General features: G+C 51.5%; 23 protein-coding genes. 12 read left to right on the forward strand and 11 right to left on the reverse strand.

Going from position 1 to position 24,872, the window contains the following annotated elements; translation table 11 throughout:
• Positions 1 to 3: 3 nt before the first annotated feature.
• From BP869_RS10850 to BP869_RS10895, 10 genes are all read left to right on the forward strand, one after another.
• A complete protein-coding gene (locus BP869_RS10850; protein ID WP_342679587.1) occupies positions 4 to 783 on the forward strand; it encodes an ABC transporter permease in 780 nt (259 codons plus the stop codon).
• Positions 784 to 792: 9 nt separating this feature from the next.
• Positions 793 to 2,046: an ABC transporter ATP-binding protein gene (locus BP869_RS10855; RefSeq protein WP_342679589.1), complete on the forward strand. Its 1,254-nt coding sequence runs from the start codon at positions 793 to 795 to the stop codon at positions 2,044 to 2,046.
• Positions 2,043 to 3,092 (forward strand): radical SAM/SPASM domain-containing protein, encoded by a 1,050-nt coding sequence (locus BP869_RS10860; RefSeq protein WP_342679591.1) that lies wholly within the window; start codon positions 2,043 to 2,045, stop codon positions 3,090 to 3,092. The genes BP869_RS10855 and BP869_RS10860 overlap by 4 nt, the downstream gene beginning before the upstream one ends.
• 71 nt (positions 3,093 to 3,163) lie before the next feature.
• Positions 3,164 to 3,892: a class I SAM-dependent methyltransferase gene (locus BP869_RS10865; RefSeq protein ID WP_342679593.1), complete on the forward strand. Its 729-nt coding sequence runs from the start codon at positions 3,164 to 3,166 to the stop codon at positions 3,890 to 3,892.
• A gap of 88 nt (positions 3,893 to 3,980) precedes the next feature.
• Positions 3,981 to 5,540: a class I SAM-dependent methyltransferase gene (locus BP869_RS10870; RefSeq protein ID WP_342679595.1), complete on the forward strand. Its 1,560-nt coding sequence runs from the start codon at positions 3,981 to 3,983 to the stop codon at positions 5,538 to 5,540.
• 23 nt (positions 5,541 to 5,563) lie between these two features.
• On the forward strand, positions 5,564 to 6,424 hold the full coding sequence (locus BP869_RS10875) for a hypothetical protein (protein WP_342679597.1): 861 nt from the start codon (positions 5,564 to 5,566) through the stop codon (positions 6,422 to 6,424).
• Positions 6,421 to 8,805, forward strand: a complete 2,385-nt coding sequence (locus tag BP869_RS10880; RefSeq protein WP_342679599.1) for a glycosyltransferase family 4 protein — start codon at positions 6,421 to 6,423, stop codon at positions 8,803 to 8,805. Before BP869_RS10875 ends, BP869_RS10880 begins: the two co-directional genes overlap by 4 nt.
• Positions 8,806 to 8,809: 4 nt before the next feature.
• On the forward strand, positions 8,810 to 9,982 hold the full coding sequence (locus tag BP869_RS10885; RefSeq protein ID WP_342679601.1) for a glycosyltransferase family 4 protein: 1,173 nt from the start codon (positions 8,810 to 8,812) through the stop codon (positions 9,980 to 9,982).
• 294 nt (positions 9,983 to 10,276) lie between these two features.
• Complete coding sequence (locus BP869_RS10890; RefSeq protein ID WP_342679603.1) at positions 10,277 to 11,134, forward strand: glycosyltransferase family 4 protein; 858 nt, start codon at positions 10,277 to 10,279, stop codon at positions 11,132 to 11,134.
• Entirely contained in the window at positions 11,135 to 11,950 is an 816-nt protein-coding gene (locus tag BP869_RS10895) for a class I SAM-dependent methyltransferase (protein WP_342679605.1), read from the forward strand.
• A 297-nt stretch (positions 11,951 to 12,247) separates the two neighbouring features.
• On the opposite strand, the gene BP869_RS10900 is transcribed toward BP869_RS10895, so the two are convergent.
• Positions 12,248 to 14,077, reverse strand: coding sequence for a hypothetical protein (locus BP869_RS10900; RefSeq protein WP_342679606.1), 1,830 nt, complete (start codon positions 14,075 to 14,077; stop codon positions 12,248 to 12,250).
• Positions 14,078 to 14,170: 93 nt separating this feature from the next.
• On the opposite strand from BP869_RS10900, the gene BP869_RS10905 reads away from it, so the two are divergent.
• Positions 14,171 to 15,154 (forward strand): lysylphosphatidylglycerol synthase transmembrane domain-containing protein, encoded by a 984-nt coding sequence (locus BP869_RS10905; RefSeq protein ID WP_342679607.1) that lies wholly within the window; start codon positions 14,171 to 14,173, stop codon positions 15,152 to 15,154.
• On the opposite strand, the gene BP869_RS10910 is transcribed toward BP869_RS10905, so the two are convergent.
• The 6 genes from BP869_RS10910 to BP869_RS10935 form a co-directional block, all read right to left on the reverse strand.
• A complete protein-coding gene (locus tag BP869_RS10910) occupies positions 15,144 to 15,878 on the reverse strand; it encodes a class I SAM-dependent methyltransferase (protein ID WP_342679609.1) in 735 nt (244 codons plus the stop codon). The genes BP869_RS10905 and BP869_RS10910 overlap by 11 nt on opposite strands.
• Positions 15,879 to 16,017: 139 nt before the next feature.
• The gene (locus BP869_RS10915) at positions 16,018 to 16,725 is read right to left on the reverse strand and encodes a class I SAM-dependent methyltransferase (RefSeq protein WP_342679611.1); all 708 of its coding nucleotides are present in this window, start codon (positions 16,723 to 16,725) and stop codon (positions 16,018 to 16,020) included.
• Between the two features lie 24 nt (positions 16,726 to 16,749).
• Positions 16,750 to 17,694: a glycosyltransferase family 2 protein gene (locus BP869_RS10920; protein ID WP_342679613.1), complete on the reverse strand. Its 945-nt coding sequence runs from the start codon at positions 17,692 to 17,694 to the stop codon at positions 16,750 to 16,752.
• Positions 17,670 to 18,605 (reverse strand): SDR family oxidoreductase, encoded by a 936-nt coding sequence (locus BP869_RS10925; RefSeq protein ID WP_342679615.1) that lies wholly within the window; start codon positions 18,603 to 18,605, stop codon positions 17,670 to 17,672. Before BP869_RS10925 ends, BP869_RS10920 begins: the two co-directional genes overlap by 25 nt.
• An 11-nt stretch (positions 18,606 to 18,616) precedes the next feature.
• Positions 18,617 to 19,381, reverse strand: coding sequence for a sugar phosphate nucleotidyltransferase (locus BP869_RS10930; RefSeq protein WP_342679617.1), 765 nt, complete (start codon positions 19,379 to 19,381; stop codon positions 18,617 to 18,619).
• The gene (locus BP869_RS10935) at positions 19,372 to 20,637 is read right to left on the reverse strand and encodes a UDP-glucose/GDP-mannose dehydrogenase family protein (RefSeq protein WP_342679619.1); all 1,266 of its coding nucleotides are present in this window, start codon (positions 20,635 to 20,637) and stop codon (positions 19,372 to 19,374) included. The genes BP869_RS10930 and BP869_RS10935 overlap by 10 nt, the downstream gene beginning before the upstream one ends.
• A 180-nt stretch (positions 20,638 to 20,817) precedes the next feature.
• Between BP869_RS10935 and BP869_RS10940 the strand changes: the two genes are divergently transcribed.
• Positions 20,818 to 21,087, forward strand: coding sequence for a hypothetical protein (locus BP869_RS10940; protein ID WP_342679621.1), 270 nt, complete (start codon positions 20,818 to 20,820; stop codon positions 21,085 to 21,087).
• Positions 21,088 to 21,102: 15 nt separating this feature from the next.
• Here BP869_RS10940 and BP869_RS10945 read toward each other — a convergent pair whose 3' ends face one another.
• From BP869_RS10945 to BP869_RS10960, 4 genes are all read right to left on the reverse strand, one after another.
• The gene (locus BP869_RS10945) at positions 21,103 to 21,504 is read right to left on the reverse strand and encodes a hypothetical protein (protein WP_342679623.1); all 402 of its coding nucleotides are present in this window, start codon (positions 21,502 to 21,504) and stop codon (positions 21,103 to 21,105) included.
• A gap of 97 nt (positions 21,505 to 21,601) precedes the next feature.
• A complete protein-coding gene (locus BP869_RS10950; protein ID WP_342679625.1) occupies positions 21,602 to 22,024 on the reverse strand; it encodes a pyridoxamine 5'-phosphate oxidase family protein in 423 nt (140 codons plus the stop codon).
• Positions 22,025 to 22,064: 40 nt separating this feature from the next.
• On the reverse strand, positions 22,065 to 23,255 hold the full coding sequence (locus tag BP869_RS10955) for a deoxyguanosinetriphosphate triphosphohydrolase family protein (RefSeq protein ID WP_342679627.1): 1,191 nt from the start codon (positions 23,253 to 23,255) through the stop codon (positions 22,065 to 22,067).
• A gap of 41 nt (positions 23,256 to 23,296) precedes the next feature.
• On the reverse strand, positions 23,297 to 24,751 hold the full coding sequence (locus BP869_RS10960; RefSeq protein WP_342679908.1) for an RNB domain-containing ribonuclease: 1,455 nt from the start codon (positions 24,749 to 24,751) through the stop codon (positions 23,297 to 23,299).
• Positions 24,752 to 24,872 lie beyond the last annotated feature (121 nt).

The raw sequence follows: 24,872 nt of genomic DNA on the forward strand, positions 1-24,872 counted from the left end.
TCCATGTCGCTATCCGGTCAGTTGCCACTGTTAATCGAACTCGCACGGCGCGACCTCTGGGAGAGATATTCTGGCTCTTCGCTTGGAGCGCTCTGGTCGGTGATCTTTCCGCTGGTGACCGTTTTCATCTACCTTATCGTTTTTGCAAACATCATGGGAGCACGCCTGCCCGGTTCGTCGAATGCTTACAGTTATGGAATCTACCTGCTTGCCGGTGTCATCCCCTGGACCACGTTCTCTTCGGTCGTGATGCGGTCGTCGACGGTCTATCTCGACCGCAAGAATATCATCTCTAAGATCCATGTGGATCTAAACTGTTTCCCGCTGTACATCGTGATATCGGAATCGATCATATTCGGGATCACCCTTGCGATCATCCTTGTCTTCCTCTTTGCGACGGGATATGAGTTCCCTCCGGTGCTCTTCGCACTGCCGGTTGTCTTTGCAGCTCAGCAGTTCGTGGCCTACGCGCTTGGATCGATCCTCGGTATTCTGGTCGTATTCCTCCGGGATATGAGGGAGACGGTGAATGTCGTCTTCCAACTCTGGTTCTGGCTGACCCCGATCGTCTACGTGACTGAGATCCTTCCCGAGTTTGTGAAGGGCATCGAGGTTTTCAACCCCGCGTTCTGGTTCGTTAACTCCTACCAGAGCATGTTCAGTTATGGGCAACTGCCGAACGGACTCTTCCTCATCCTTCTTTTCGGCCTCGGGATCGTTCTCCTCGCCGTGAAGCAATACCTGATGCGGAGACTGGAGCGTGATATCCGTGATTTTATCTGAGGAACCAGCATGATTCGGGTAACGGGCGTTTCAAAGCGGTTCAGGATATACTCCTCCCCGGCGGATCGCCTCAAGGAGGTATTCTTCCACCGGTCGTACCACCGGGATTTCGAGGCACTCAAAGATATCTCTTTCGAGGTCGACTCCGGCGAAACATTGGGGATTGTCGGGCAGAACGGCGCGGGCAAATCGACGCTTCTGAAGATCCTTTCCGGTGTTCTGCTCCCAGATACGGGAGCGGTGGAGATCTCGGGAAAAGTCACCGGGCTTCTCGAACTTGGGACCGGCTTCAATTCCGAACTCTCCGGCCTTGAGAACATCTTCATGAACGGGACGTTCCTCGGCATGAGCCGCGACGAGATAGAGGCGAAAAAGGACGCAATAATCAGTTTTGCCGAACTCGGAGAGTTTATCAATGAACCCATCAAGACCTATTCGTCCGGGATGCTGATGCGCCTCGGCTTTGCCGTCGCCATCCATGCCGATCCAGAGTGCTTTCTTGTCGATGAGGCGCTCTCGGTCGGCGACGCTTACTTCCAGCAGAAGTGCATGCGAAAGATCCAGGAGTTCAAGGAAGCCGGGGGGTCGATCATTTTTGTGTCGCATGATACGAACGCGGTAAAGACACTCTGCGATTATGCGTTCCTGCTGGAGAACGGGAAAATAACGATGGTTGGAAAGCCGAAAGAGGTGGTTGATTTCTACCAGGCCTCTCTCCTGAAGAAGGCTCACGCTGGCTCATCTGAGGTTCAGATTGACCGTTGTGTGCGTGCTGATTCAGCTCTCCATTCTGATGTGTCCACGGGTGAGGTTGATGTGACGTCCCTTAGAATTATCGACTCTGAGGGGGAGGATGTCGATTCCGTTGAGACCGATGATATCATCACAATTCAAATTCGCGTACAGTCTGATAGATATCTGAAAGATCCTCATTATGGTTTTTTCATCCGTAACAGCCTTGGAGTCTCAGTATTTGAGACGAACACCTATTGCATGGGTTGTGCTACGCAACCCCTGAAGCCCGGTGAAGTTGCGGTTGTGGAATTTGAGATGGCAGTCCCCCTTGCACCTGGTCACTACTCTCTCTCTGTGGGTGTTGCGAATCAGGGATGGGGATACGGTAATTTCGAAGAATATCTCTACTTAATGCACGATGGAGTGATATTGACCGTCACAGCAAAAACAGATGGGATCCGCTTTGCGGGTGTCTTCGATATGCATCCGGATGTGCGGATCCGGCAGGGAGAGGATGATGCCTTATGAATGTTTACCATGGACTCCCTCTGCTCGATTGCCCGGATTATCATAAATATCTCCACTACACGAAGAAAATGAGCTGGCATGGTCGGATCCGGGATTTTTTTGGTGGGAATCCTGATTCCGGGTTGCAGAGCAGACCGCTCATGCTCATATGCGAGACTGTGAATATCTGTAATCACCGGTGCATTATCTGCCCCTATGACCGTTTGAAGAGGGAACACAGAATTATGGATATGAACCTTTTCCAGAAGGTTCTCAATGATTACTCGGAGATGGGTGGCGGATACCTGTCTCTAACACCTGTGGTCGGGGATATCTTTTTTGATCCCCATTTGCTCGAACGGATTGCGCTCATTTCGGATTACCCCTTGATTAGAAATGTTTCTGTAACGACGAATGCTGTCTACGCGGATAGATACTCTGATGATGACCTCAAGTATATCGTGAATCAGTTGGGCCGGATTCACATTTCCGTATACGGTCTCGACGAGCAAGAGTACTGCACAATGACACGGAGAAATACCTATCACAAGATGCTTTGCTCGATTCGAAAAGTTGTTGATTTAACAGATAGAGATAATATTGTCTTTGGATTTCGCCTGTTGAATAATAAGGCGGATTCTGAGATTCAAAATTGGATCGAGGAGAATTTTGGCTCCGTTTATCCGTATAGTTATACTACGACTTATTCTAATTGGGGTGTTTCCCTTGACGAATCCGTGATTTTACCTGGGGATGCGCAGTGGACGAAGAAAATACAGTCCTCCGAACCATGTCTCATCCCCCTGTTGGCGGCACAAATACTCTCTAATGGAGATGTGTCCTTCTGTCCCTGTGCGGATTATGAAGGAGATCATGAGTTATTACTCGGGAATATTGCTGATCAAACTCTTGGAGAGATCTATAACTCAAACAAAACAAGGAACCTGTGGCTTAATTCCCCGAAGATCCCTGATATCTGCAAAAATTGCTCGTTCTATCGCCCTCTCTCTGATTTGAAGAGTAATGAAAACATCTTGGAATATCCCCTAGATTTGGTAGGTGGATAACAGGTTTTATTGAAAGGTTTAAGGGTCATTTGTTCTGACTTGTGATTGGATATTTGATAGGAGGTAACGTAATGAGTAATAATGAAACATTCTTTGAGAGATTAAATAGATATTATCGGTATTTGTTATCTGATCCACCATTAGGTAGACACTCGCCGCTTTTTACGTTGCCTGCCGAGCCCTTTGGGCAAGGAGATACAGAGAGGTGTATTGAAATCCCCTGGGCGGTATCCTGTTACCACAGTGAGAAGAGAGTTCTCGATGTTGGCTATGCCAACGCTGAGGATAGATATGTATCGGAATTATTGTCTTTAAATATCCCTCAACTTTTTGGGATTGATATGATTCCTAAAAATTGTCCTGGGATTATATCGGTCGTTGGGGATATCAGGAATACCTCGTTTCCAGACGATTTTTTCGATCTCGTATTCTGTATATCTACAATAGAACATATTGGGAGAGACAATTCCGTATATCATATTCCTTATGTAAGTGAAGATAATGAGGGCGATTTCAAGGCCCTCCAAGAAATTTACAGAATAGTGAAACCCTATGGCAGAGTTGTTGTTACAGTGCCCTATGGGAAGTCATATGATTACGGGTGGTTCATTCATTATGACGATGCCCGTTTGCAGAGATTAGTTGAATTATCAAAATTTTCAATAGTTCTGGAGGATTATTTCATCTACAGATCTGGATGGCATAAGTGTGATAAGTCTGAACTGGCAAGTACACTCTATCAAGATGATAATGCCCCTGCAGCCGCAGGATTAGCATGTATTCTCTTAGAAAAAAGGTGATCATTCATGCGAGTTCAATCTTTCGGCTGCTTTTCGATTTTGGGAAGATTAGGATCGGAAATCTCTCAGGTAATGGGAAATGAGTGACATGGGTGAGGATACTTTAGAAATACGCGACGGCGAGATCGACGTCGAAAAGATCATGGAGCAGATCCGGGAGAATATCGGGCGGCGGAAGGAATCAGGGCTTCATTTGGGAGAATCCGCCTCCCGCGCCTCCTTTCAAGGTTCAGCTGTGAGAGGGAATAATTCGAAGGCTGCTCAGGAAGATCTTACCTATCTTTCGAGCAACTGGAGCGTCCAGAACAACGGTTACTTCATCAGTTCGCACCGTCCGTTTACGGGAAAATTCCTGGTGAAGGGACGCGGACTCGTCCACGGGGAGGTGCGGCGGTACGTGGACCCGGTCTTCTGGAAGCAGAGCGAGTTCAACGGGAGTGCCGCCCGCGTTCTCAATGATATGGATGGGCGCCTCGGGGATCTGGAATCACGTTTGCATCCCGAAGGTGCGTTTGTCAAGACATTGAAGGAAGGTGTCGCCCTCCAGATCCTTGATGTCCTCGACCAGATCAGGGCCGAGATGAGGGGGGAGGTTGGCGGCCAGATCCAGCAGACCGAGACCGAACTCCGGGGAGAGATCTCCTCTGTTCAGAGGCAGACCGGGGCCGAGGTGCGAGATCTCGTCGCTGGAATGAAGGCCGACATCAAGGCAATGATGAAGGAGTGCCTGCGGCGGGAGGATGAGGAAGTCAGGGCTGAGATCTCGTCTGTCAATGATGCGGTCGCCCGGATAAAGGGCGAGGTGGATTCTCTCGTCGAAGAGAAAGTCAGGGAGAGACTCGCTGCAATGGATGCCGAAATCAGGGATCGAGCTGGTCTTGCTCGCGTCCTTGAGCAAAGGATCTCGAATGCCTCCTGGGAGGGTGAGGACATCTCCGGGGCCTCTGAAATTTCTGATGGGGTCGGCCTGAACTACTTCGTCTTCGAGGAACGCTTCCGCGGCTCACGGCAGGAGATCAAGGGGCGGCAGGAGGCCTTCCTCCCCTACTTAGAGGGCTGCAAGAATGTCCTGGACATCGGTTGTGGCAGGGGCGAGTTCCTTGAACTGATGCGGGAGCACGGGACCGGTGCCCGCGGTGTCGACATCGACGATACGATGGTGGAGTTCTGCAGGTCGAAGGGACTGGCCGTCGAGAAGGTGGATGCAGTCTCGTATCTGGAGGCCCTCGAAGACCGGAGCCTCGACGGTATCTTCATCGACCAGGTCGTCGAGCACCTCGAACCCGCGTACCTTGTCCGTCTCCTCGAACTCTGCTGTCAGAAACTCCAGTACGGGTATTACCTCGTCGCCGAGACGGTGAACCCGCTCTCCTTCGTCTCTCTGGCAAACTTCTATATCGACATGAGCCATGTGCGGCCGGTTCACCCTGAGACCCTGAAGTTCCTCTTTGGTGCTGTGGGATTCAGGGAGATCGAGGCACAGTTCTCCTCGCCAGTGGCTGAAGAGGGACGGCTGCGGACGTTGTCTTCAGAAGGAGAGATGGATGCAGGAAATAAGGTTTTATTTGAGTCTTATAACCATAATATCGAGATGCTGAATGGGATCCTGTATGGGGCTCAGGACTACGCAGTGATCGGGAAAAAGTAATCTAAATCCTATGGGTGAACGAAATGAAGTACGAATACCAACCTAGTCCGGGAAAGTTAAGTTTCGAGAAAAGCATAGAAATATTAAAAGAACGTGTACAAAATCAAATTGCTATTGGAGCGATAAACAATACTGGGCCGAAATGTACGTCCGCTGTGTGTGAAGGATTAAAAGATCTTGGGATTCCAGTAGATACGTTGTATATTAGCAGATTGCAATATCTATTATACATCTTTCGGGCAGAATATAAAAGACGGTATCCTAATTATTACTTTGATAACTTCTATGAAAAATCTTTAGAGCACTTCTTGAGTTATAAACTCATGGATCTTAAAAAAGGTGACAATTTTATTGACATAGCCAGTGAGCACTCTCCCATCCCAGAAATATTTCATAGGCTAACTGGTTGTACTAGTTACTCTCAAGATATCATGTATGATTCTGGAGTACATGAATATAGAATCGGTTGTGATGCTGCAGATATCCCTGTTCAGAATGGCTTTTTTAAGGGTGCTATAGCTACCTGTAGCATTGAACATTTTGAAACCGATTCTGATATTCGGTTTATGAACGAGATCGGTCGGTTGCTGGTCCAGGGAGGAAAAGTTGTAATTGTTCCCTTATACCTGTATTCAGAGGAGGCGTGCCAGACAGATCCGATATATGCGGTGCAGGGGCGTGTCCAATTTGATAGCAATGCTGTAGTTTATTGCACGAAGGATTGGGGTAATCGGCATGGTAGGTTTTACTCTCCTGGTTCTTTATATGCTCGATTAATAAAGCCTAATAAAAATATGAGTTTTAAAGTCCACATATTAGATAATCCGGAAGTAATTGATGATTCTGTGTATTGTAAATTCATTTTGGAAGGGACAAAAATATGAAAATTGCAATCGTTGCCCCAAGTCCTGTTCCTTTTACAGTTGGCGGGGCAGAACAACTTTTCTGGGGTATGCGGGAAGCGATACATGAGTATACCCCTCACCAGTGTGAACTCGTTAAAATCCCTACCCGGGAAGATAATTTTTGGAATCTTATTGCGTCATACTACTCATTCTATACCCTTGATCTCTCACATTTTGACATGGTTATCTCCACCAAATACCCATCTTGGATGGTTCAGCATGGTAATCATGTCGTGTACATGGTTCATACATTGCGAGGGCTGTACGACACCTACCACTTCTGCAACCTGCCTACAGAGACGCCCGCATACCTGCGTGTCGGACTGGTTGGGGAGATTGTTGAAATCATTCATGAGAACCACTTCTCTAAGGATGCTGTAAATGTTGTATTCGAAAAACTTCGGTTGTTGAAAGAAGATGAGGCGCACTATAAGTCGGAGACGTTTCAATTCCCGGGACCCTTCGTTCAGGAAATAATTCACTTTTTTGACGGATTTGCACTTGCCCCTGAGAGAATTAAGCAATATTATACTATGTCAGATACGGTACGCTTGCGGAAGGACTACTTCCCCGTTGGCGTAAGCGTCAATATCATTCATCCCCCCTCAAAGTTGAATCACTATTCCAGTACCGGATATGATTATCTCTTTACGGTTAGCCGCCTTGACGGACCGAAACGGATTGATCTCATCATCAAAGCCATGAAATATGTCCCTCACAGAATCAAATTGATGATTGCTGGCACCGGGCCGGAAGAGCAGAAACTGAGGAAGATGGCAGATGGAGATAAGAGAATTGAATTCGTTGGTTTCGTGCATGATAAAGAACTTGTAGATCTCTATTCCCGAGCGCTGGCTGTTGTATTCATTCCATATGCTGAGGACTATGGTCTGATCACACTCGAAGCGATGTTAAGCAGAAAACCCGTGATTACGACCACGGATAGCGGTGGACCTGTTGAACTGGTAAAGAATGGGCTGAGTGGGTTTGTGGTAGATCCAGACCCCCGTAGAATTGCCGAAAAGATAAACTATTGCATTGAGCATCCTTATGAGGCCAGAAAGATGGGTGAATATGGCTATCTGACGGCACAGGGCATAACGTGGGAAAATTTTAGCAGTCGTCTTCTTGGTGGAGAGGTCATACGGCAGCAGAAAAAGAGAAAGATCCTGGTTCTAGCCACCTATTCGTGCTATCCTCCAAGGGGAGGCGGCCAGCATCGGCTTTATAATCTGTATTCGCTTCTGGCGAAGCATTATGATGTTACCATATGTTCCGTTATCGAGTCTAACAAGGTGTATCAAAACCTCACGCTTAAAAATGGACTCCGGCAGATCTGCATCCCTCAGAACCGGGAACACGCCGAGGCACAGTGGAGTATGGAGAAGAAAGTGGGAGTCAATCTCTATGACGTTGCGATGATCAATCATATCGAATTGTCCCACGATTATGTCGATACGGTAAAAGAGTTGATGGAGCAGTCTGACGTCGTTATTTTCGCTCACCCCTATCTCTTCTCTTTGCATAAATACGTCGGGCCGGGGAAGAGAGTTGTCTATGATGCGATCGATGTCGAGTACCAACAAAAGAAAGATTATATCAAAAATTCTGATTATCTGGCCAGAATATCTGAATCTGAGATGGCCGCGTGCACGGAATCCGATCGTATCTTTGCGATCTCTGATGAGAACAGGGAAATTCTTATACAGATGTACGGCGTCAATCCTGACAAGATCGTGATTGTGCCGAATGGGGTTGATGTCAAACATATCGGGATACCTAGTGATAAAGAAAGAGAACAAATGAAAAAAAGTGTTGGATTTTCGGGGGTTCCAACAATACTGTTCGTGGGAAGTTGGCATCCCCCCAACCTAGAAGCGTTAAGGTTCATCGTCGAAGATATTCAGAAAAAATGTAAAGGCTGCCTCTTTCTCATAGTCGGCAGCATAAAGGATTATTATACCCAGGAGTACGGCGCGTTGCCAGCGAATGTGCTGGCTTTCGGTACTGTGGATGAAGATGAGAAGTGTGAACTGTATAAATTAGCTGACGTTGCCATAAATCCCATGTTCAGTGGTTCCGGCACCAACTTGAAGATGCTGGACTATATGAGTGCTGGTATTCCTGTTGTAACCACACCGGTCGGTGCACGGGGCATTCCCATTGTAAACTATGAGCATGCCATCGTATGCCCCCCCGAACAGATGGTCGGGAAGATTCAGGAATTGATCTCTGATGATCCGATCCGTGAGCGTCTCCGGAGTAATGCCCGGAAACTCGTTGAAAATGATTTTTCCTGGGACTCCATTGTTTGCCAGATGGAGGAGTATCTACAGTACCTGATCGATCAGAGGTGCTGAGTACATGAAGATTGCATTTGTCGTTCAGCGATATGGCACCGATATTGTCGGGGGAGCAGAGCACTTGACCAGGCTTTTTGCAGAGCACCTGATAAAGTATCATGATATCGAAGTCCTGACTACCTGTGCGAAGAATTACCATACCTGGAAGAATGAGTGCTCTGAGGGGGTCGACGTCGTCAATGGTATCCCTGTCCGGCGGTTTAAGAACACCAAAATGAGGAATCAAACAAATCTTTTGCAGGTTCAGGAGCGAGTATTTTACCATAAACACTCCCGAGATGATGAATTGGGGTGGATAGAGGAAAATGGTCCTGTTTGCCCGGATCTCATTGCATATATCAAGGATAATGTCGATCGGTTCGACTGCTTTATCTTCTTCACGTTCAGGTATTATCAGAGTTACCATGGTGTATTAAACGTCGGGAAAAAAGCAATCCTGATTCCTTTTGCAGAAGATGACCCTGCTCTGAACCTCTCAACGACCCGAGAGATCTTTTCCCGTGCTGGGGGAATAGTATACAGTACTCCTGAGGAGCGTGATCTCATACGCCGGAAGGTGCGCTTTGATGAGTTGGGAAAAGTTGTGGATGTTATCGGGTCGGGCATTGAGGTTCCTGACGCCCTCCAGCAGGTGAAGGTACCTTCTGAGTATATCCTCTACCTTGGCAGAATTGAGGGTTCCAAAGGATGTTACACCCTGTTTGAATTCTATCAACGACTGGCGCGGGAGATGGAATCGGTACCTTATCTGGTAATGGCGGGCCAGGACGCCATAGGGGTTCCCAAGCATAGGAAGATTATCTATCTGGGTTTTGTCTCAGAAGGTGAGAAGTTTTCACTGCTACACAGGGCGAAGTTCCTGATCATGCCCTCGCCATATGAAAGTCTGTCACTGGTCACGCTTGAGGCGATGGCGTGCGGGACGCCGGTTCTGGCAAATGGGGAGTGTGGTGTATTGAAGGGGCACTGTGTCCGGAGTAATGCTGGTCTGTGGTATCAGGGTTACGACGAATTTGAGGAATGTACCCGGTATTTGCTTGGAAAAGATGGTTTGGGGGATCTGATGGGCGAAAATGGGAAGAGGTATGTTGCGAGTAACTATCGATGGGATCACGTTGAGCAGAAGTTTCTTTCATTGTTGGGAGGATTCCAGAATCTTTTGAACTCCTGTTGACAGCATGAATGAAAACGTACCCCCACCTGTTGGGGTGGGATCCTCCTTTATTCTTCTCTCTCCTGAGGCGAGTCCACAGGATTGCTGCGCGTGTTCAGCACTGGATACCCGACAAGAAGGTTCTGCTTGTGCAAGACCTCTTTCTTGCTATTGGTTGCGGCGTTGATAGTGCGGTCATGGAGAGTGTCGCAGTCCGGGCGGACTCATTCATTGCTTGAGAATTGATATTTCGGTTGATATATCCCTCCCTCTTACGGATCTTCGAGGTGAGTTTCCCGTCTCTCTGGTGCCTGTATGCTAGTTCTCTCCCCCTGCTCCTTTGCCCTGCAGATCTGTGATGGGGAGGTGCTGGCATCCATCTCTTCAAAATGGCGAGTCCACCCTTCCCTACCCACCCTTGTTGTTTTGCCTGAAATGCATATCGATGATGAATTTTACCATTGGTCACATTATTATGACCAGTTGAAGCAGGCCGATCTCGTTCTTGCAAATTCGATGTATTCCAAGAACGAACTCTTTGATCGTATCGGGGCGAAGAGTGTGTGCCTCGGCCCTGGAATCGATGATACTGTATTTTTAAGCCCGGATGTCGATGGCGGGAGGTTCAGGGAAAAATATGGTTTCGAGGACAAGCAGATCATACTTACAGTGTCCAGAAAAAGTCCGAGCAAGCGGTACGATATGCTCATCTCCGCGATGGCATCTCTGCACCAGGACTATCCGGACGCACATCTGGTCATGATAGGCCCTGATGAGGATCGGGTGCCGATCGATGCCGCTGGCGTCACATATCTGGGAAAGGCTCCGGAAACGGACCTTGTAGATGCTTATGATGCCTGTGATACGTTTGCGATGATGTCTGAGAGTGAAAGTTTTGGGATGGTGTTCTGTGAGGCGTGGTCCCGGAAAAAGCCCGTGATCGGGAATAGATATTGTGGGGCTGTTGCTTCTTTGATCGAAGATCATGTGAATGGTTGTCTCTGTGGAAATGTTTCGGATATTGAGTCTTCAATTCGATTATTCCTTGATGACAAGACTAAGGCCTGTCAGTTTGGGAGTCGTGGATATCAAAAAGCAATTTCAAATTATACCTGGCCTATTATATCTGAGCGGTTAAAATCTTATTACGAAGATCTCATTGATATGAATTAAATGGTTAATATAAAAGAGTACGATGTTGAAGTGGATTTCCGACATCACCTGGACGAATTTACGCGATGTTATGAGATTATCGAAAGAAATTTCCAATTAAAAGATTCCTTTGTTCTGGATTTATGTGCCGGAACAGGGATGCATACTGGTTTTCTGGTTGGGAAAGGTTGTAGATTCACAATTGGTGTTGATTTACTGGATTATGAAACCCTCTGGGGTGGAAAATTCAAACAAAATCTCTTGGATTTATATGCTCGCTTCAATTATCCTTTTGATGGGGCGAAATGCCAGTTCATTAAAATGAATGCAGAGTCCTTATTATTCAAGGATCAATTATTTGATTCAGTTTTTTGTCTTAATGCTTTTGAGCACGTATCGGATCCTGAGGCGGTTCTTAAAGAAATTTGGCACGTTCTAAAGCCAAATGGTTTTGCATATATCCAGTTTGATCCTTTATATTACTGCGACACTGGTTCCCATATGTTTGATTTTATTGCTCTGCCCTGGGAGCACCTGTTGCGTTCACAAGAGCAATATGAATCTATGCTGCAAGAAGCAGATTGTCCTCCTGCCGTCCTCTCTGACTTTAAATATGGCCTGAATCGTCGGAATAAAGAGTATTTTTTTACTCTGTTTGATAAATACACCGATCCGAATCATGGTTTGTTTGAGAAGATCGTATCATACACATGGTCAGGAGTTGTGAATAAAAGTCATCTAGAACACCCAAATTACCTGCGTGCACAGAAATATTATCCAAAAGAAGATCTATTGTTCCGGGGTATGAATATCCTCCTCAAAAAGTGTCGTAATTAATATTTGTAAGATACTCTCATCAGGATAAGATGACACTCTCTCATCTGTCCTGTCTATGGTTTTTTTGAAATGGGGGCAGAAACCTTACCTTTTCATTTGAGGAGGTACTTGCGGGCTTGGAAATATTCTCTATTTTATGTGTTGCTCCTGATGCTTGCCTTAATTTGTGGTTTATATCCTCCAGTAGTTCTGTTTCTAAGAAAAGAAAAAATTTAATGATTATTATTCAAATGATCTGTTTTTGTAAAGCCAGATTAAACATCTGCCTGATGGATTCTGCCACTTCTCTTGTTTGTATTATACGTTCGATATTCTAGAGTTTAGGTTGATGGTTTCATTAACTGCCTTATATACGATCAACCCATCTCTGGTGTATGATTGCGGCTTTGATATGCTGGTGCTGTTCAGTAACCCAAAAACGAAATCGAGTTCCTGTTTGGATAAATAGTCAGTGTGGAGAATGATATATCTGACATTGTGCTGTTTTAGTATGGAAGGGCCAGTCTGTGATATATTCTCTTGTATGATATCCCGGGGAGATGAAGACAAATATGTCAATTCCCTTATGAATGGAGTATTTTTCTCAAAATCTCTCGCTCCTAACGGTGCCCGTGCAACCTGGCCTCCAACGATAGGTTTCGCATGTATTGTCTGATAATATTCGATTTTTATCCCTGCACCGTAATTTGCCGTTGCCGGGATCTCCAGGAGTGCATAATTCTCAGTATCCCTGGCTATTTCCTTGTAAAACTCGGGCTGGTCAACATAGGATGTGGGGTAAGGCAAACAGAGGTACTCGAACAGAATGACCCCGGCGATCAGCACCACGAATACGTCCTTTTTCAGGGTACGTCTCTTCAGCAACTCCGCAATACCGTACCCTGCGAGCACCGCAAACGCGAGCGCTGCGATAACATAAAACCTGCCTGTGGTCCTGCAGTTTTCCAGAAAGGGGATCAGGTAATACAGCACCAGATGGGGGAGTGGCACGGTGGTGTTGAAAACTGAAAATTTGGTGTCCCCGTTTATGGAGAGCAGGGGGCCCAGACTGAGGAGAGAAAATGAAACCGCCGAGAGCGTCCAGAACTGTACTTCCCTGCTGGACCTCAGTTTCAGGACGGCAAATATTGTAAGCATCAAAACGGCATATCCGATGTACGTTGTATGTTCGGTCATATTTCCGGAGAAGTTGTTGTAGATCGGGGCCACGATGCTCCCGAAAACTGGGTGCATTTGGGAGGGAAGGAAGAAACTCAGCAGGTCTGTCGAGTATGTCACCGCTTCCATGGGATTTGGCTTCAGGAAGTTGTTCCCAGAAGTCGCCATAAGGATGTCGTTGATCGTGAAAGGCAGCACTCCTGCAAGAGACACCAGCCCGAAGGGAAGATATTTTTTGAATACTTTTTCGATTGTGGCGATTATCGTCAGATGTTCATCTGAGTGAATCTGATAGAGTTCATAGAGACAGAGCAGAAGTGCGAAAAGCCCCATGAACACCATATACTGGAGGTCACTCATGGCGACCAGGACGAAGAATATCCCTGCGAGGATGCTGTTTTTCCTCCCGCCCTCCCTGAATGTCTTCATGAGATAGAGGGCGCAGAAGGGGATCCACTCGATGGAGGTGGCCCCGAAATGGCCCAGTGCGTGCACGAAGTGATAGGGAGCGAATGCAAAGACGATCCCGGATATAAATGCCGCAGGTGTGTTCCCTGTCAGATACTTTACGAGCAGGTATGCTCCGAAGGCGCCCAGAATAAATGTCAGGAGCCAGAGGAGGGTATAGATGACATGGAGTTCAAGGAAGGGAGACATCAGGAAATAGAGTGCTTGATTGAATGCGGAGGGGAAGGACATGTTTGGGATGCCTTCCGGATAGAATTGCATGACTGTGTATGTGAGGGAAGTCATATCGGAATGTGTAATGGCATACCCCGTATACCAGAGAGAGTACATCCAGTAGAATGCATCCCATCCGCCCGGGATATCCGACCCGATCTTAAAAGCAACAGGGTAAGTGAAGATTATTGTCAGAAGAATATAGGAGGCAAAAACTCCTGCTGCTTTCTTTGCATCTGAGAGGTTCTGTACTTTTGAAAAAATCGTCTTCAAATCTTGAATTCTCATCACCCTGCTATTTCATCTGTACGAACCTGGTATCTCGGTATCGTTCAGTCTATATGTTTCCAGATATCAATTAATAAAGTACGTGATTTCAAGGTGAAACATTCGGATCTCGCCAAAGCCGCCGCTCTGCTTGTCACTGTCGTACTCCTCGTGATCCTCTTCTCTCAGATCAACCTTTCAGACGTCGTCACCACCCTTGCGAGCATCGATCCTCTCTACCTTGTGTTGGGCTTCCTCCTCTACACCTGCAGCTACTTTTTCAGAGCATTACGCTTTCATATCCTGCTGAATCGAGAGGTGGGGCTACGTAGTCTCTTCAGGATTGTCTGCGTCCACAACATGGTGAACAGCATCCTGCCGGCGAGAACCGGAGAACTGTCCTATGTTTATCTCCTGAAAAAAGTGGATGGGAGAACGACGGGGGAAGGTATTGCCACCCTTGTGGTGGCGAGGGTTTTTGACTTCATTACCATAACAATTCTGTTTATTATTTCCTTTTCTTTGATGGGGGAAGTGCCATCTTTTGCCATGGACCTCATCCAGATCGCCGCTGTGTTTATGGTGACGATGGTTTTCGTCCTGTTTGGATTGCTCTATTACGGACGCTCATCGCTGAGTTTGTTGGAGAAGATCCTTGGGGTACTTCATCTCAACCGCTCCTCCCCTGGAATATACGTCTTGAAAAAGTGTGAGGAGACTGTTGAGTGTCTTGAGAGACTGGGTTCGACCCGCAAGAATCTGTACCTTGAGGTACTGTTTGTCTCGCTTGGTGTATGGACAATCATGTATTCTTTAAACTATGTCCTCATCGCGGCGATGGGTATTCCTATGGACTTTACCGCTGTACTCTTTGCATCCACTTTTGCAATATTTACAACCGTTCTCCCTGTCCAGGGAGTTGGTGGGTTTGGGACTCTTGAGGCAGGATGGACTGTTGGGTTTGTTGCTGCAGGACTCGCGCAAGATGTTGCAATTAGTTCTGGTTTTGGTTACCATGTTTTGCTTTTGGTGTACATTTTTATTTTAGGTGGATTTGAATTATTGAATCTCAGTGTGACTGATAAAATTAATCTTTAGTACAGACAATATAAAGTGTCAGACCTATTGGCGGTCTGACGTTATTTTCAATAATGGAAAACCAGTTGTCTAGAATGTAATTTATTCCTTTTGATATTTGGGAATCTCTTGAATATCTCATGCCTTCGTATATTTCTTTTTTAAGCAATTTTCCCGAGATGAAGTATGGTATAACTCCTATAAAATTCCAGTATCTGGTTTCTAAAACTTTAAATTTGCAATCCGTCAGTGTATTAAGTAAATCGCTTCTAATATACCTTCTGTAGTGGCCAACTTGTTTGTCCCTTGTACTATAAAGGTAATTACACGCCGGTACCGAGATGATGAGATTCCCTCCTTTTTTTAGTGTATAATAAATATTCTGTAGAGCTCTTTTGTCATCTTCAACGTGTTCGATAACATCCAAACACACTATCGTGTCATATCTATTATGGCCCAAGCATCGAGCATTACACAGATCTAGTTGGCACACTTCAGCCTTGTAATTCTTTGATTCAATCGTTTTTTGTGTAATAGTTACAAGTTCTTCAGAATAGTCGATAGCCGTGACATCATATCCTGCATTTAATAAATGCAATGTCATGTCTCCTGTGCCACAACCCGCGTCTAAGATTGATTTTCCAATTACGTCTTTATAAACAAGTTTTCGCAAATTTTTCCATCTAAAATCGCTCTCGCTAAATTCATGAACCTTTTCTAAATGATCTACGAGATTTACTGTCATATTGTTCCCCATCTTATCTCAGTTATACAACTAGCAAGCCTCATGGAAAGCATACTTCTTTGAGATTCTCTCTAAATCTTTGTCGCCCATGGTTATTATCCATAATTTGATATAGGGATTTATCTTTAAACCCAGAATTTCATCCCTTCTTACAGGTGATGATATTTAAGAAGCACCAGTTCGGGTAGGGAAGTAACCGATTCAGAACTTTGTGAAGTATCATCACCTTTCCTGGATAGAGATAGGTAAGAACTGATGTGATAGGTAATGTTGGGAATATCCCTTTTCGTTTGATGATTTGAAACTCTTCCTCTGAAGTGAGTTTTAAATATTCTTTTATGGGTCTATCCCCTCTGTGACGCTCTATCGTTGACGTCCGTATCAAATTGCCTGTAAATAAAAAAGACAACCGAGATGCAAAGTGAGCGAGGTTCGGGATGGCGAGAAGAACTACTCCTCCCTTCTTGAGAATCCGGTGAATTTCATGGAGTGCGGGGCCCTGATCTTCAAAGTTGAGGTGTTCGATAACATCCAGGCAGAGGACGACATCAAATTCTCCCTCTTCAAACGGTGTTTTGAGGAGATCCCCTTTAATCACGCACTCTGAAGAGTAATTCAGGTCCAGACCCCTGATATCATATCCCAGTTTTCGATATTTCTCGACAAGTACTCCTTCCCCACATCCTGCATCGAGAATTTTTGCACTTTTTGGAATATCTTTTAGAAAGTCTGTTAGATATTCCATCTTTGCGGTATACACCGGATAGTATCGCCATTCTTTATCCAGTTTCTTATGGTAGTCACCTTTTATCTGGTACTCCCCATCCCTTTGAGCCTGAGATTCCATGATATATTCTCCGCGTTTGGATGTTTATTCAATCATCTTTTCAATGAGGTAATTTTTTCTGTCATTTTGACCGTAGTAGATTTTCAGCAGGATATCTGCCAGTATTCCGATAGCGATGAATTGCACACCCAGGACAAGCAAAATTAATCCTGCAAGAAAGAGTGGTCTTTCGAAGAGGGCAGCGCCAAAAAAAACCTTTAAAACTATGAGATATCCCGTAACAAGAATGCCTAATGCCCCCATTATTAACCCCGCCCCGCCAAAAACATGCATCGGCCTGACCGAGAACCTCTGCCAGAAGGTGATCACCTGGAGGTCCAGGAATCCTTTGACCAGACGGACCCAGTTATATTTGCTCTGTCCAAAGGACCGGTCTCGGTGGTTGGTCTTCATCTCCCCGACATGATAACCCTTCCAGAGGAGCATTGCCGGGATATAGCGGTGCAGTTCCCCGTACAGTTCCAGGTCCTTCGTGCACTCTTTTTTGTAGGCCCTGAGAGTGCAGCCCGAGTCGTGGATCGTCTCGTGCGTGAGTGCCTTGCGCAGGCGGTTTGCACCCTTCGAGAAGATCCTTTTGGAGAGGGGGTCATGGCGGTTGTACCGCCAGCCGCAGACAACGTCAAGGTCGTCGTCTTGCATCTTCTGGAGGAGGGCGGGAATGTCGTGGGGGTCGTTCTGGAGGTCTGCATCCATGGTGACGACGAGATCGCCCCCGGCGTGGTCGAACCCCGCTTTCATCGCCGCACTCTGGCCGAAGTTGCTCCTGAACTTAACGACTTTGACTGTGCTGTCCTGATCATGAAGGTCTTTCAGACGCTGATAGGTGTGGTCTGTCGACCCGTCGTCCACGAAGAGGATCTCGTAGGTCATGCCGAGGGGGGGGAGCACTTTGTGCAGTTCCTCATACAGAGGTACGACGCTCTCCTCCTCATTGTAGGTGGGGATCACGACTGAGAGGTCGACACCCATGCTATGTACCTCTTCAGTCCCTCTTCCAGAGTCGTCTGTGGGGCCCACCCGATCTCCCTCTTCGCTTTCTCTGTCCCGGCAAAGGTGTGCTCTGCATCGCCTTTCATCGGGTCCGCATACCTGATCTCGGATCCACTCCCGGTGATCTCGATGATCTTTTCGGCGAGTGTCTGGATGGAGACCCGGTGGCCGCCGCCGATGTTGTACGCCCCTTCGCCTTTCGTCATCGCAATGATGTTTGCGTCGACGATGTCGTCGATGTAGGTGAAGTCCCGCGTCTTCTCGCCGTCCCCGAAGATTGTGATGGGTTCGTTCTTCAGGGCGTGCCTGGTGAAGATGCTGATCGCAAGGTCGGGCCTCATCCGGGGGCCGTAGACGGTGAAGTACCGGAGAGAGCAGGTCTTCAGACCATAGAGTTCGTCAAAGACCCTGCAGTACTGCTCGGCCATCAACTTGGAGACACCGTAGGGCGAGACCGGCAGGGTGGGATGGTCTTCGTCGAAGGGGAGGTACTTCACGGTGCCATAGACGGAGGACGAGGAGGCGTAGATGACCTTCCTGACGCCGGCGGTGCGTGCCGCCTGCAACAGGTTCAGGGTGCCGGTGGCATTCACCTCGTGGGGTTTCACCGGGTCTTCCACCGAGATGCGGACACCTGCCTGTGCCGCCTCGTGGAAGACATAGTCGACGCCGTCGAGAACTTGCGTGAGGAGGTGAGTGTCCCTGATGTCCCCTTCGATAAGGGTGAAGTTCGGGTCTGATGCGAACGGTGCGATGTTCGCTTTCTTGGCTGCCGGATCGTAGTAGGGGTCGAAGTTGTCGAGACAGACGACCTCGTGCCCCTCACCAAGCAACCGTGCAATGATGTGGGAGCCGATAAATCCGGCTCCACCTGTGACAAGTATCTTCATGGTTGTCATTCCTAGATGGTGCGGGAGATGTCCTCCAGGCTGTGCCCATTCTCCCTCAAATACCACTCATTCGCCCGCATCAGATCATGCGGGGTCCCGACGTCGATGTGGATGCCGTTGATCTGCCTGTACAGCACCCTCTTCCCCTCCTCGATCTCCCGTCCAATCGAGTCGGTGAGCTGGTACTCGCCCTTGTAGCCGGGCTCCGTCTTCCTGATGGCGTCGAAGATGTTCTTCTCGAAGACATAGGCACCGATGGCCCCGAGGCAGCTCGGCGCCTCCTCGGGGGAGGGCTTCTCGACCATGCCGAGGATGCGGTCGCCGTCAGGCCTGATGATGCCGTGGCGGGTGACGTCGGCCACCTCGGCGACACCGACGGTGGCGTCGGCATGCCGGGAGGTGTGGAAGGCGATGAGGTCGGCGAGGAAGGTCGTGGGGGCGAAGAAGTTGTCGCCGAGGACGACGGCGAAGGTGCCGTCGATGACGTGCTCCCCCGCCGCGACGGCGTTCGCAAGCCCGAGGCGCTCGTCCTGGACGACATAGGTGCAGTTCACGCCGAAGCGCTTCCCCGAACCGAGGTAATCGGAGAGGCCGTGCTTGTGCGGCGAGACGACGATGGCGATCTCCTCGATGCCCGCGCCGGCCATCGCCTCGACCACGTGCTCGATCACGGCCTTCTCGCCGACAGGGAGGAGCTCTTTCGGGATCGCGTTGGTGAAAGGCCCGAGGCGCGTCCCCGACCCGGCCGCCGGGATCAGCCCCTGTCTTACCAGCATATGCCCTCCTTCCCGTCGCAGGAGAGAACTCTCCTCCCCTCGATGACGACGCGGCTCTTCATCAGGTCGAACTCCCCGTCGAGGCGGGAGAACTCAGGCCACTCTGTCATCAGCAGGCAGGCGTCGGCACCGGCCAGGGCCTCCGCGGCCCTGGCGCAGTACTCGATCTGCGGGAAGACCCGGCGCATATTCGGGACGGCGAGGGGATCGTAGGCGGCGACCGCCGCCCCTCCCTCCAGCAGGGCCTCGATGACCGGGACCGCCCGCGACTCCCTGATGTCGTCGGTGCCGTCCTTGAAGGCGAGACCGAGGACCGCGATTTTTTTCCCGTTCAGGTCGCCGACCCGTTCCTTCAGTATCCCGACCATCCTGAGGGGTTGCCGCCTGTTCACCTCCATCACAGACTGGAGGAGGACCGGGTCCTCGCCCTGCTTCTCCGCAAGGTGGATGAGGGCGGCGACGTCCTTCGGGAAGCAACTGCCGCCGAAACCGGCGCCCGCGTTGAGGAAGTGGGGGGATACCCTCTTGTCGAGCCCCACGCCCTGCATCACCTCATAGACGTCGATGCCGAGGCGCTTGCAGAGGTTCCCGATCTCGTTCGTGTAGGAGATCTTCGTTGCGAGGAGGGCGTTGGAGGCGTACTTGATCATCTCGGCGGCGGTGGTGCCTGTCCGCACGGCAGGGGCGTCGATGCCCCGGTACACCGCGGCGACGCTGTTTCCTGCCGCGGGGTCGGCGCTCCCGATGACGATCCTGTCGGGGTGGAGGAAGTCATCCACCGCCCTGCCTTCCCTGAGGAACTCCGGGTTCATGGCAAAGCCGAGGTCGTTCCGGCCCGACGCCACCCCGACCGTGGGGACGACGAGGTTTTCGGTCGTCCCCGGCGGCACGGTGCTCTTCACGACGACGGTGTGCGTCTTCGTCCTGCCGCGGAGGGCCTCGCCGATGGAGCGGCATGCCGCGGTGATGTACGAGAGGTCGGCGCTCCCGTCCCCTGCCGGCGGTGTCCCGACACAGATGAAGGAGAGGTCCGCGTCTGCAACAGGCCCGTATTCCGTCCCCGCGACCAGGGTCTTTCCCGCATGCGCCGTGAGAAGTTCTTCGAGCCCTTCCTCATAGATCGGGGGCTCTCCGGCATTGATCGCCCTGACCTTGCCGGCGTCGACCTCGACTATTGAGACCTCGTGCCCCAGATGTGCAAAGCACGCCGCCGTGACCAGGCCGACATACCCCCCACCGATTACCGCTATTTTCATCCCGTCCACCAGATCCGGCTAAATTATCTGAATACTTATTTTTGCTCGGTTAAATGGGTTTCTTATTTGTTGTTCGTATCCGGCAGATCGCCGCATCTGCAGTCTCTGGTATATATTGTCTCTGCCCTCGCCCTTCATTCCACAACCTATAAATCCCATCTCGCCTCACTCCCGCCATCCATGATCGCCCCTTCCCCCAGGAACGCCCCTGTCCTCCTTGGCGCCACGACCGGCCTCCCTCTTGGCGTCGCCGCAACAGCGTGTCTCGTCGCCGCCGGCTCCCCTGTCAACGCCGGCATGAACGCCCTCATCCTCCTCATGACCGGCATGATCCTGGTGGTCTGGCGGGATATGGGTGCCCTGCCCGACAGCGTGGCCTGGCTTGAGGTCGGCGGCATCATCGTCCTCGAACTTGCGATCTGCATCGGGTGCGTGCTCGGGGGTGCGTGAGAGGAGAGTCCCTGCCTATTCTCTCGCCGCCGCCCGTCCGGTGCTGTAACCGATCGCGATCGCCATCGTCGGGATCAGCAGGTACCGAAGGCCGATCTGGGCGAAGTACGTCGCAATGTCCATGCCTGCGATGGGGACGAGGACCAGGAGGTCGAGCGCCCAGTTCATCGCGAGCCACACGCCGCCGACGACCGCGCCCTCCCTGAGGTGGCGGGCCTGCACGCCGTCGAACCAGTGGACCAGGAGCAGAGCTCCCGTGACCCCGCCGACGACGACCATGACGCTCTTGAAGAGGGAGACGTCGACGAGGAGGTCGCCGCCCGGGCCGTAGAAGGGGACGGCCGCGAGGAAGGGGACCAGCCATGTCAGGGCGCCATATCCGAGGAGTCGGGCCGTTCTTTTCAGTCTGTGTTCCATACGCAGATTTCTCCGGCGACCGGGATGAAGAAACTATCCGCCGTCGATAGGGCGTGAGGGCAGAGGAGAGTCCTCCCCTCCTGCCCCGGAAAAATGTTCAGATCGAGTTCTCCCAGCCCTGGCCCATATCGACGATGGGGCGCACCTCGCCGATCTCGAAGGTCGCCGTGGCCTGGATCGTCGCCGCCACCTCATCGCCCGCGATCTGTGCGATCTCTTTCCTGTACGCGTCCAGCCTCGCCCCTGACGTCGTGCACTCCTTCATTCTCATGGAGACCCTGATCCCCTTCCATTCCTCTACCCCTGTCTCTGCCGGTTTTACGATCATATAGACGGCGTTCGGGTTTTCCTGGAGGTTTGCAAGGGTGCGGTTCTGTCCCAGGGCGACGACGACGGTCTTCTCATCGATCATCTGCGGCGATTCGAAGACTGCCACATTCACTTTCCCGTCTTTGCTTGCGGTACCGAGGACGCCGATCCGCGGGGTCCTGTTGAAGTAGTCCATCAGTCTGGTTGACATCAATACTCCCCTCGGCCACCTCCTTAAAAATAGTATCGGGTCATCCCTCCGTCCTGTATGTCCCCCTGACCCTCTCCGGCAGGACGACTGCCCGGAATCTCTCGGCGAAGTAGCGGTCTGTCATCCCGGCGATGAAGTCCCGGACCTTCTCGCCCTCGCTCGCCTCTTCCCGGTACTCCCGCGAGACCCAGGGGGCGTCGAGGTAGTCGGTGTAGATGGGCGAGTCCCTCTTCTCCTCTTCGAGGTCGGCGGAGTAGTGCTCGAAGAGGGCGGCGAACATCCTCCTGATCTTCTCATGCTGGGAGGTGAGTCTTGGATGGTTGTAGACATGGTCGATGCTGAATGTCTGCATCTTTTTCACGCCCTCCGCGGCCTCGTCGGAGAAAGAAATCTCTGCTTTCCCGAAACTTTCCGTGATGAGATCTTTGATGAGGGTGTCGATGGTCGTCCTGGTGATCGTCTGATAATCGTCTATCCCGAAGGTCTCCCGGCAGATCGCCGCCAGGTCGTCGTCGTCCCGGTCGATCAAGCCGACCTCGATCGCGTCCTGGAGGTCGCGGCCGAGATAGGCGATGACGTCCGCAGCCCTGACGACGCACCCCTCCATGGTGGACGGGAGGACGGGCGCCCCGCCGCGAATCATCTCGCACTTCGATCTGAGGGACGCCGCAGAGATTGGTCCGGCCGGGACGAGGCGGCCGACGAACTTCTCGCCGTCGTGGCAGAGGACGCCGTCCAGGGTCTGGAGGGTGAGGTCCAGGTCTTCGATGGCGTCGAGGAACTGGACGCTCTGCACGTTGTGCCTGAAGGCGCCGACCCCCGCCTGCCGGCAGATCCCGTCCAGGCACTCCTCCCCTGTGTGTCCGAAGGGGACGTGCCCGATGTCGTGGCCGAGGGCGACGGCCTCGATCAGGTCTTCGTTGAGGCCGAGGGCCCGGCCGATGGTGCGGGCGACCTTGGAGACGAGCTGGACGTGGAGGACGCGGTGGGTGATGTGGTCGTTGTCGATGAGGGAGAAGACCTGGGTCTTGTCGATGTACCGGGTGTAGGCCCGGGAGTGGAGGATGCGGTCGGCGTCGCGGGAGAAGGGCGGGCGGATGACGGGTTCCTCCGCTCTTGCGTCCTTCTTCCTGACGGCACCGGCGTTCCTGGCGGCGTAGGGAGAGTACGTCCTCTCGACCGCGGCCTGCCGCTTCCGGATCTCTTCGAGGGTGGCGGGGGAGATGTCCATAGGAGGAGGGAGGACGGGGACGGTATTTGGGGCTTTCGCCCTCACACCCTCTCGAAGTCGATGTAGCCCCTGTACGGGTCGGTGCGTACCAGGCGGACGCGGACTTTCCGGCCGACGGAGAGGCCCTCCTCGCCCTCCATGACCCTTCCTTCGACAGGGGGCGAGACGATCCTGACGTACGTCCCTTTCTCCGAAGCGCCGGTGACGAGGGCGTCGAATACGTCGCCGATCCGGTCCTCCAGGAGCACCGCGGCCGCGGCCTTGCGCATGAACCTCTCCACCTTCTCCGACGCCCTCTCCCTGTCTGTCAGCCATGCGGCGAGGCTTTCCAGGTCGTCGCGGGTGTATGGGGTTTCCTCTCCCTGGAGGGCCGCCTTCACCTGCCTCTGGATGATCACGTCGACGTAGCGCCTGTTCGGCGCCGTGCCGTGGGTGTAGTCGGTGACCGCGAGGCCGAAGTGGCCGCACGGCGGTTCGCCGGGGTCGAGGGGGAGGTAGATGCCGTGCCCGATCAGTTTCACGATCGTCAGGGAGAGGTCGGGGAAGCGTTCGGGGTCGGCCATCTTCCGCCGGACGAGAAATTTCGAGAGGGCCTTCGCGCTGGGTTTCTTCGGCAGGCGCCAGCCGTACTCCGCGGCTGTCGCCACGATCCCGTCCCAGTTCTTCGGCGTCAGGACGACCCTCTGGATCATGGGGACGCCGGCCCTGCCCAGGTACTCCACCACTGCCCCGTTCGCCCCGATCATGAACTCCTCGATGAGGCGCCGGGCCGCGTTCTGCCGCGGGACGACGAGGTCGGTCACCGTCCCCTCCTCCATCACGGGCGCCGCCTCGATGGTTTCGAGGTCGAGCGCCCCCTGCTCCATCCTGTGCCGTCTCCGTCTCCGGGCCGCCTCGTCCTGGAGGAGGACCTGCTCCTCCAGGCCGGGGACGTCGGAAAAGATCGCGGGCGGATCGCCGATGTCTTCCAGCCAGTCGCCGACTTCTTCGTAGACGAGTTTCGCCCTGTTGCGGACGAGCGCCCGGTAGATCCCGCCCGGCCGGGTGCTCCCGTCCGGGCGGACGGTGTACTCGATGACGACCGCGAGGCGGGGCGGGCCGGGCAGGAGCGAGGTGATCCCCTTCGAGAGCCTGTCCGGGAGCATGGGGAAGGTCTCGACCCCGGTGTAGACCGAGGTGCCGTTGTGGACGGCATGCCGATCGGCCGCCGACGCCCTCGGGACAGAGGCGTCGACGTCGGCGATCGCCACCCTGACAAGGATCTCGCCGCGGCCCGTGCGTTCGCAGTATTCGATCTGGTCGAGGTCCAGGGAGTCGATGTTGTCGATGGACGACCAGAGGAGGGACGAGAGGTCGCGGACGCCGTGTGGCACGGCCGGCGCCGCGATTGCGCCGACCTCCCTCTCGACGGCCGGGGAGAATCGGGGGGAGAACCCGTACGTCTCCATGGCATCCCGTGCGATCGCCTTCAGGTCGATGGATGGGCGGGTGGTCATCATACGTGGACGGGAGACCCGCGAGCATAATTATCTTCTGGACCGTGCCGGCACGCCGATGCCTTTGCACCTTGCACCTGTTTTCTCTCCTTCGCGCCGGTTTTGCACCGGGGAGATCCGT

Source organism: Methanofollis sp. UBA420 (assembly GCF_002498315.1).
Taxonomy (GTDB): Archaea; Halobacteriota; Methanomicrobia; order Methanomicrobiales; family Methanofollaceae; genus Methanofollis.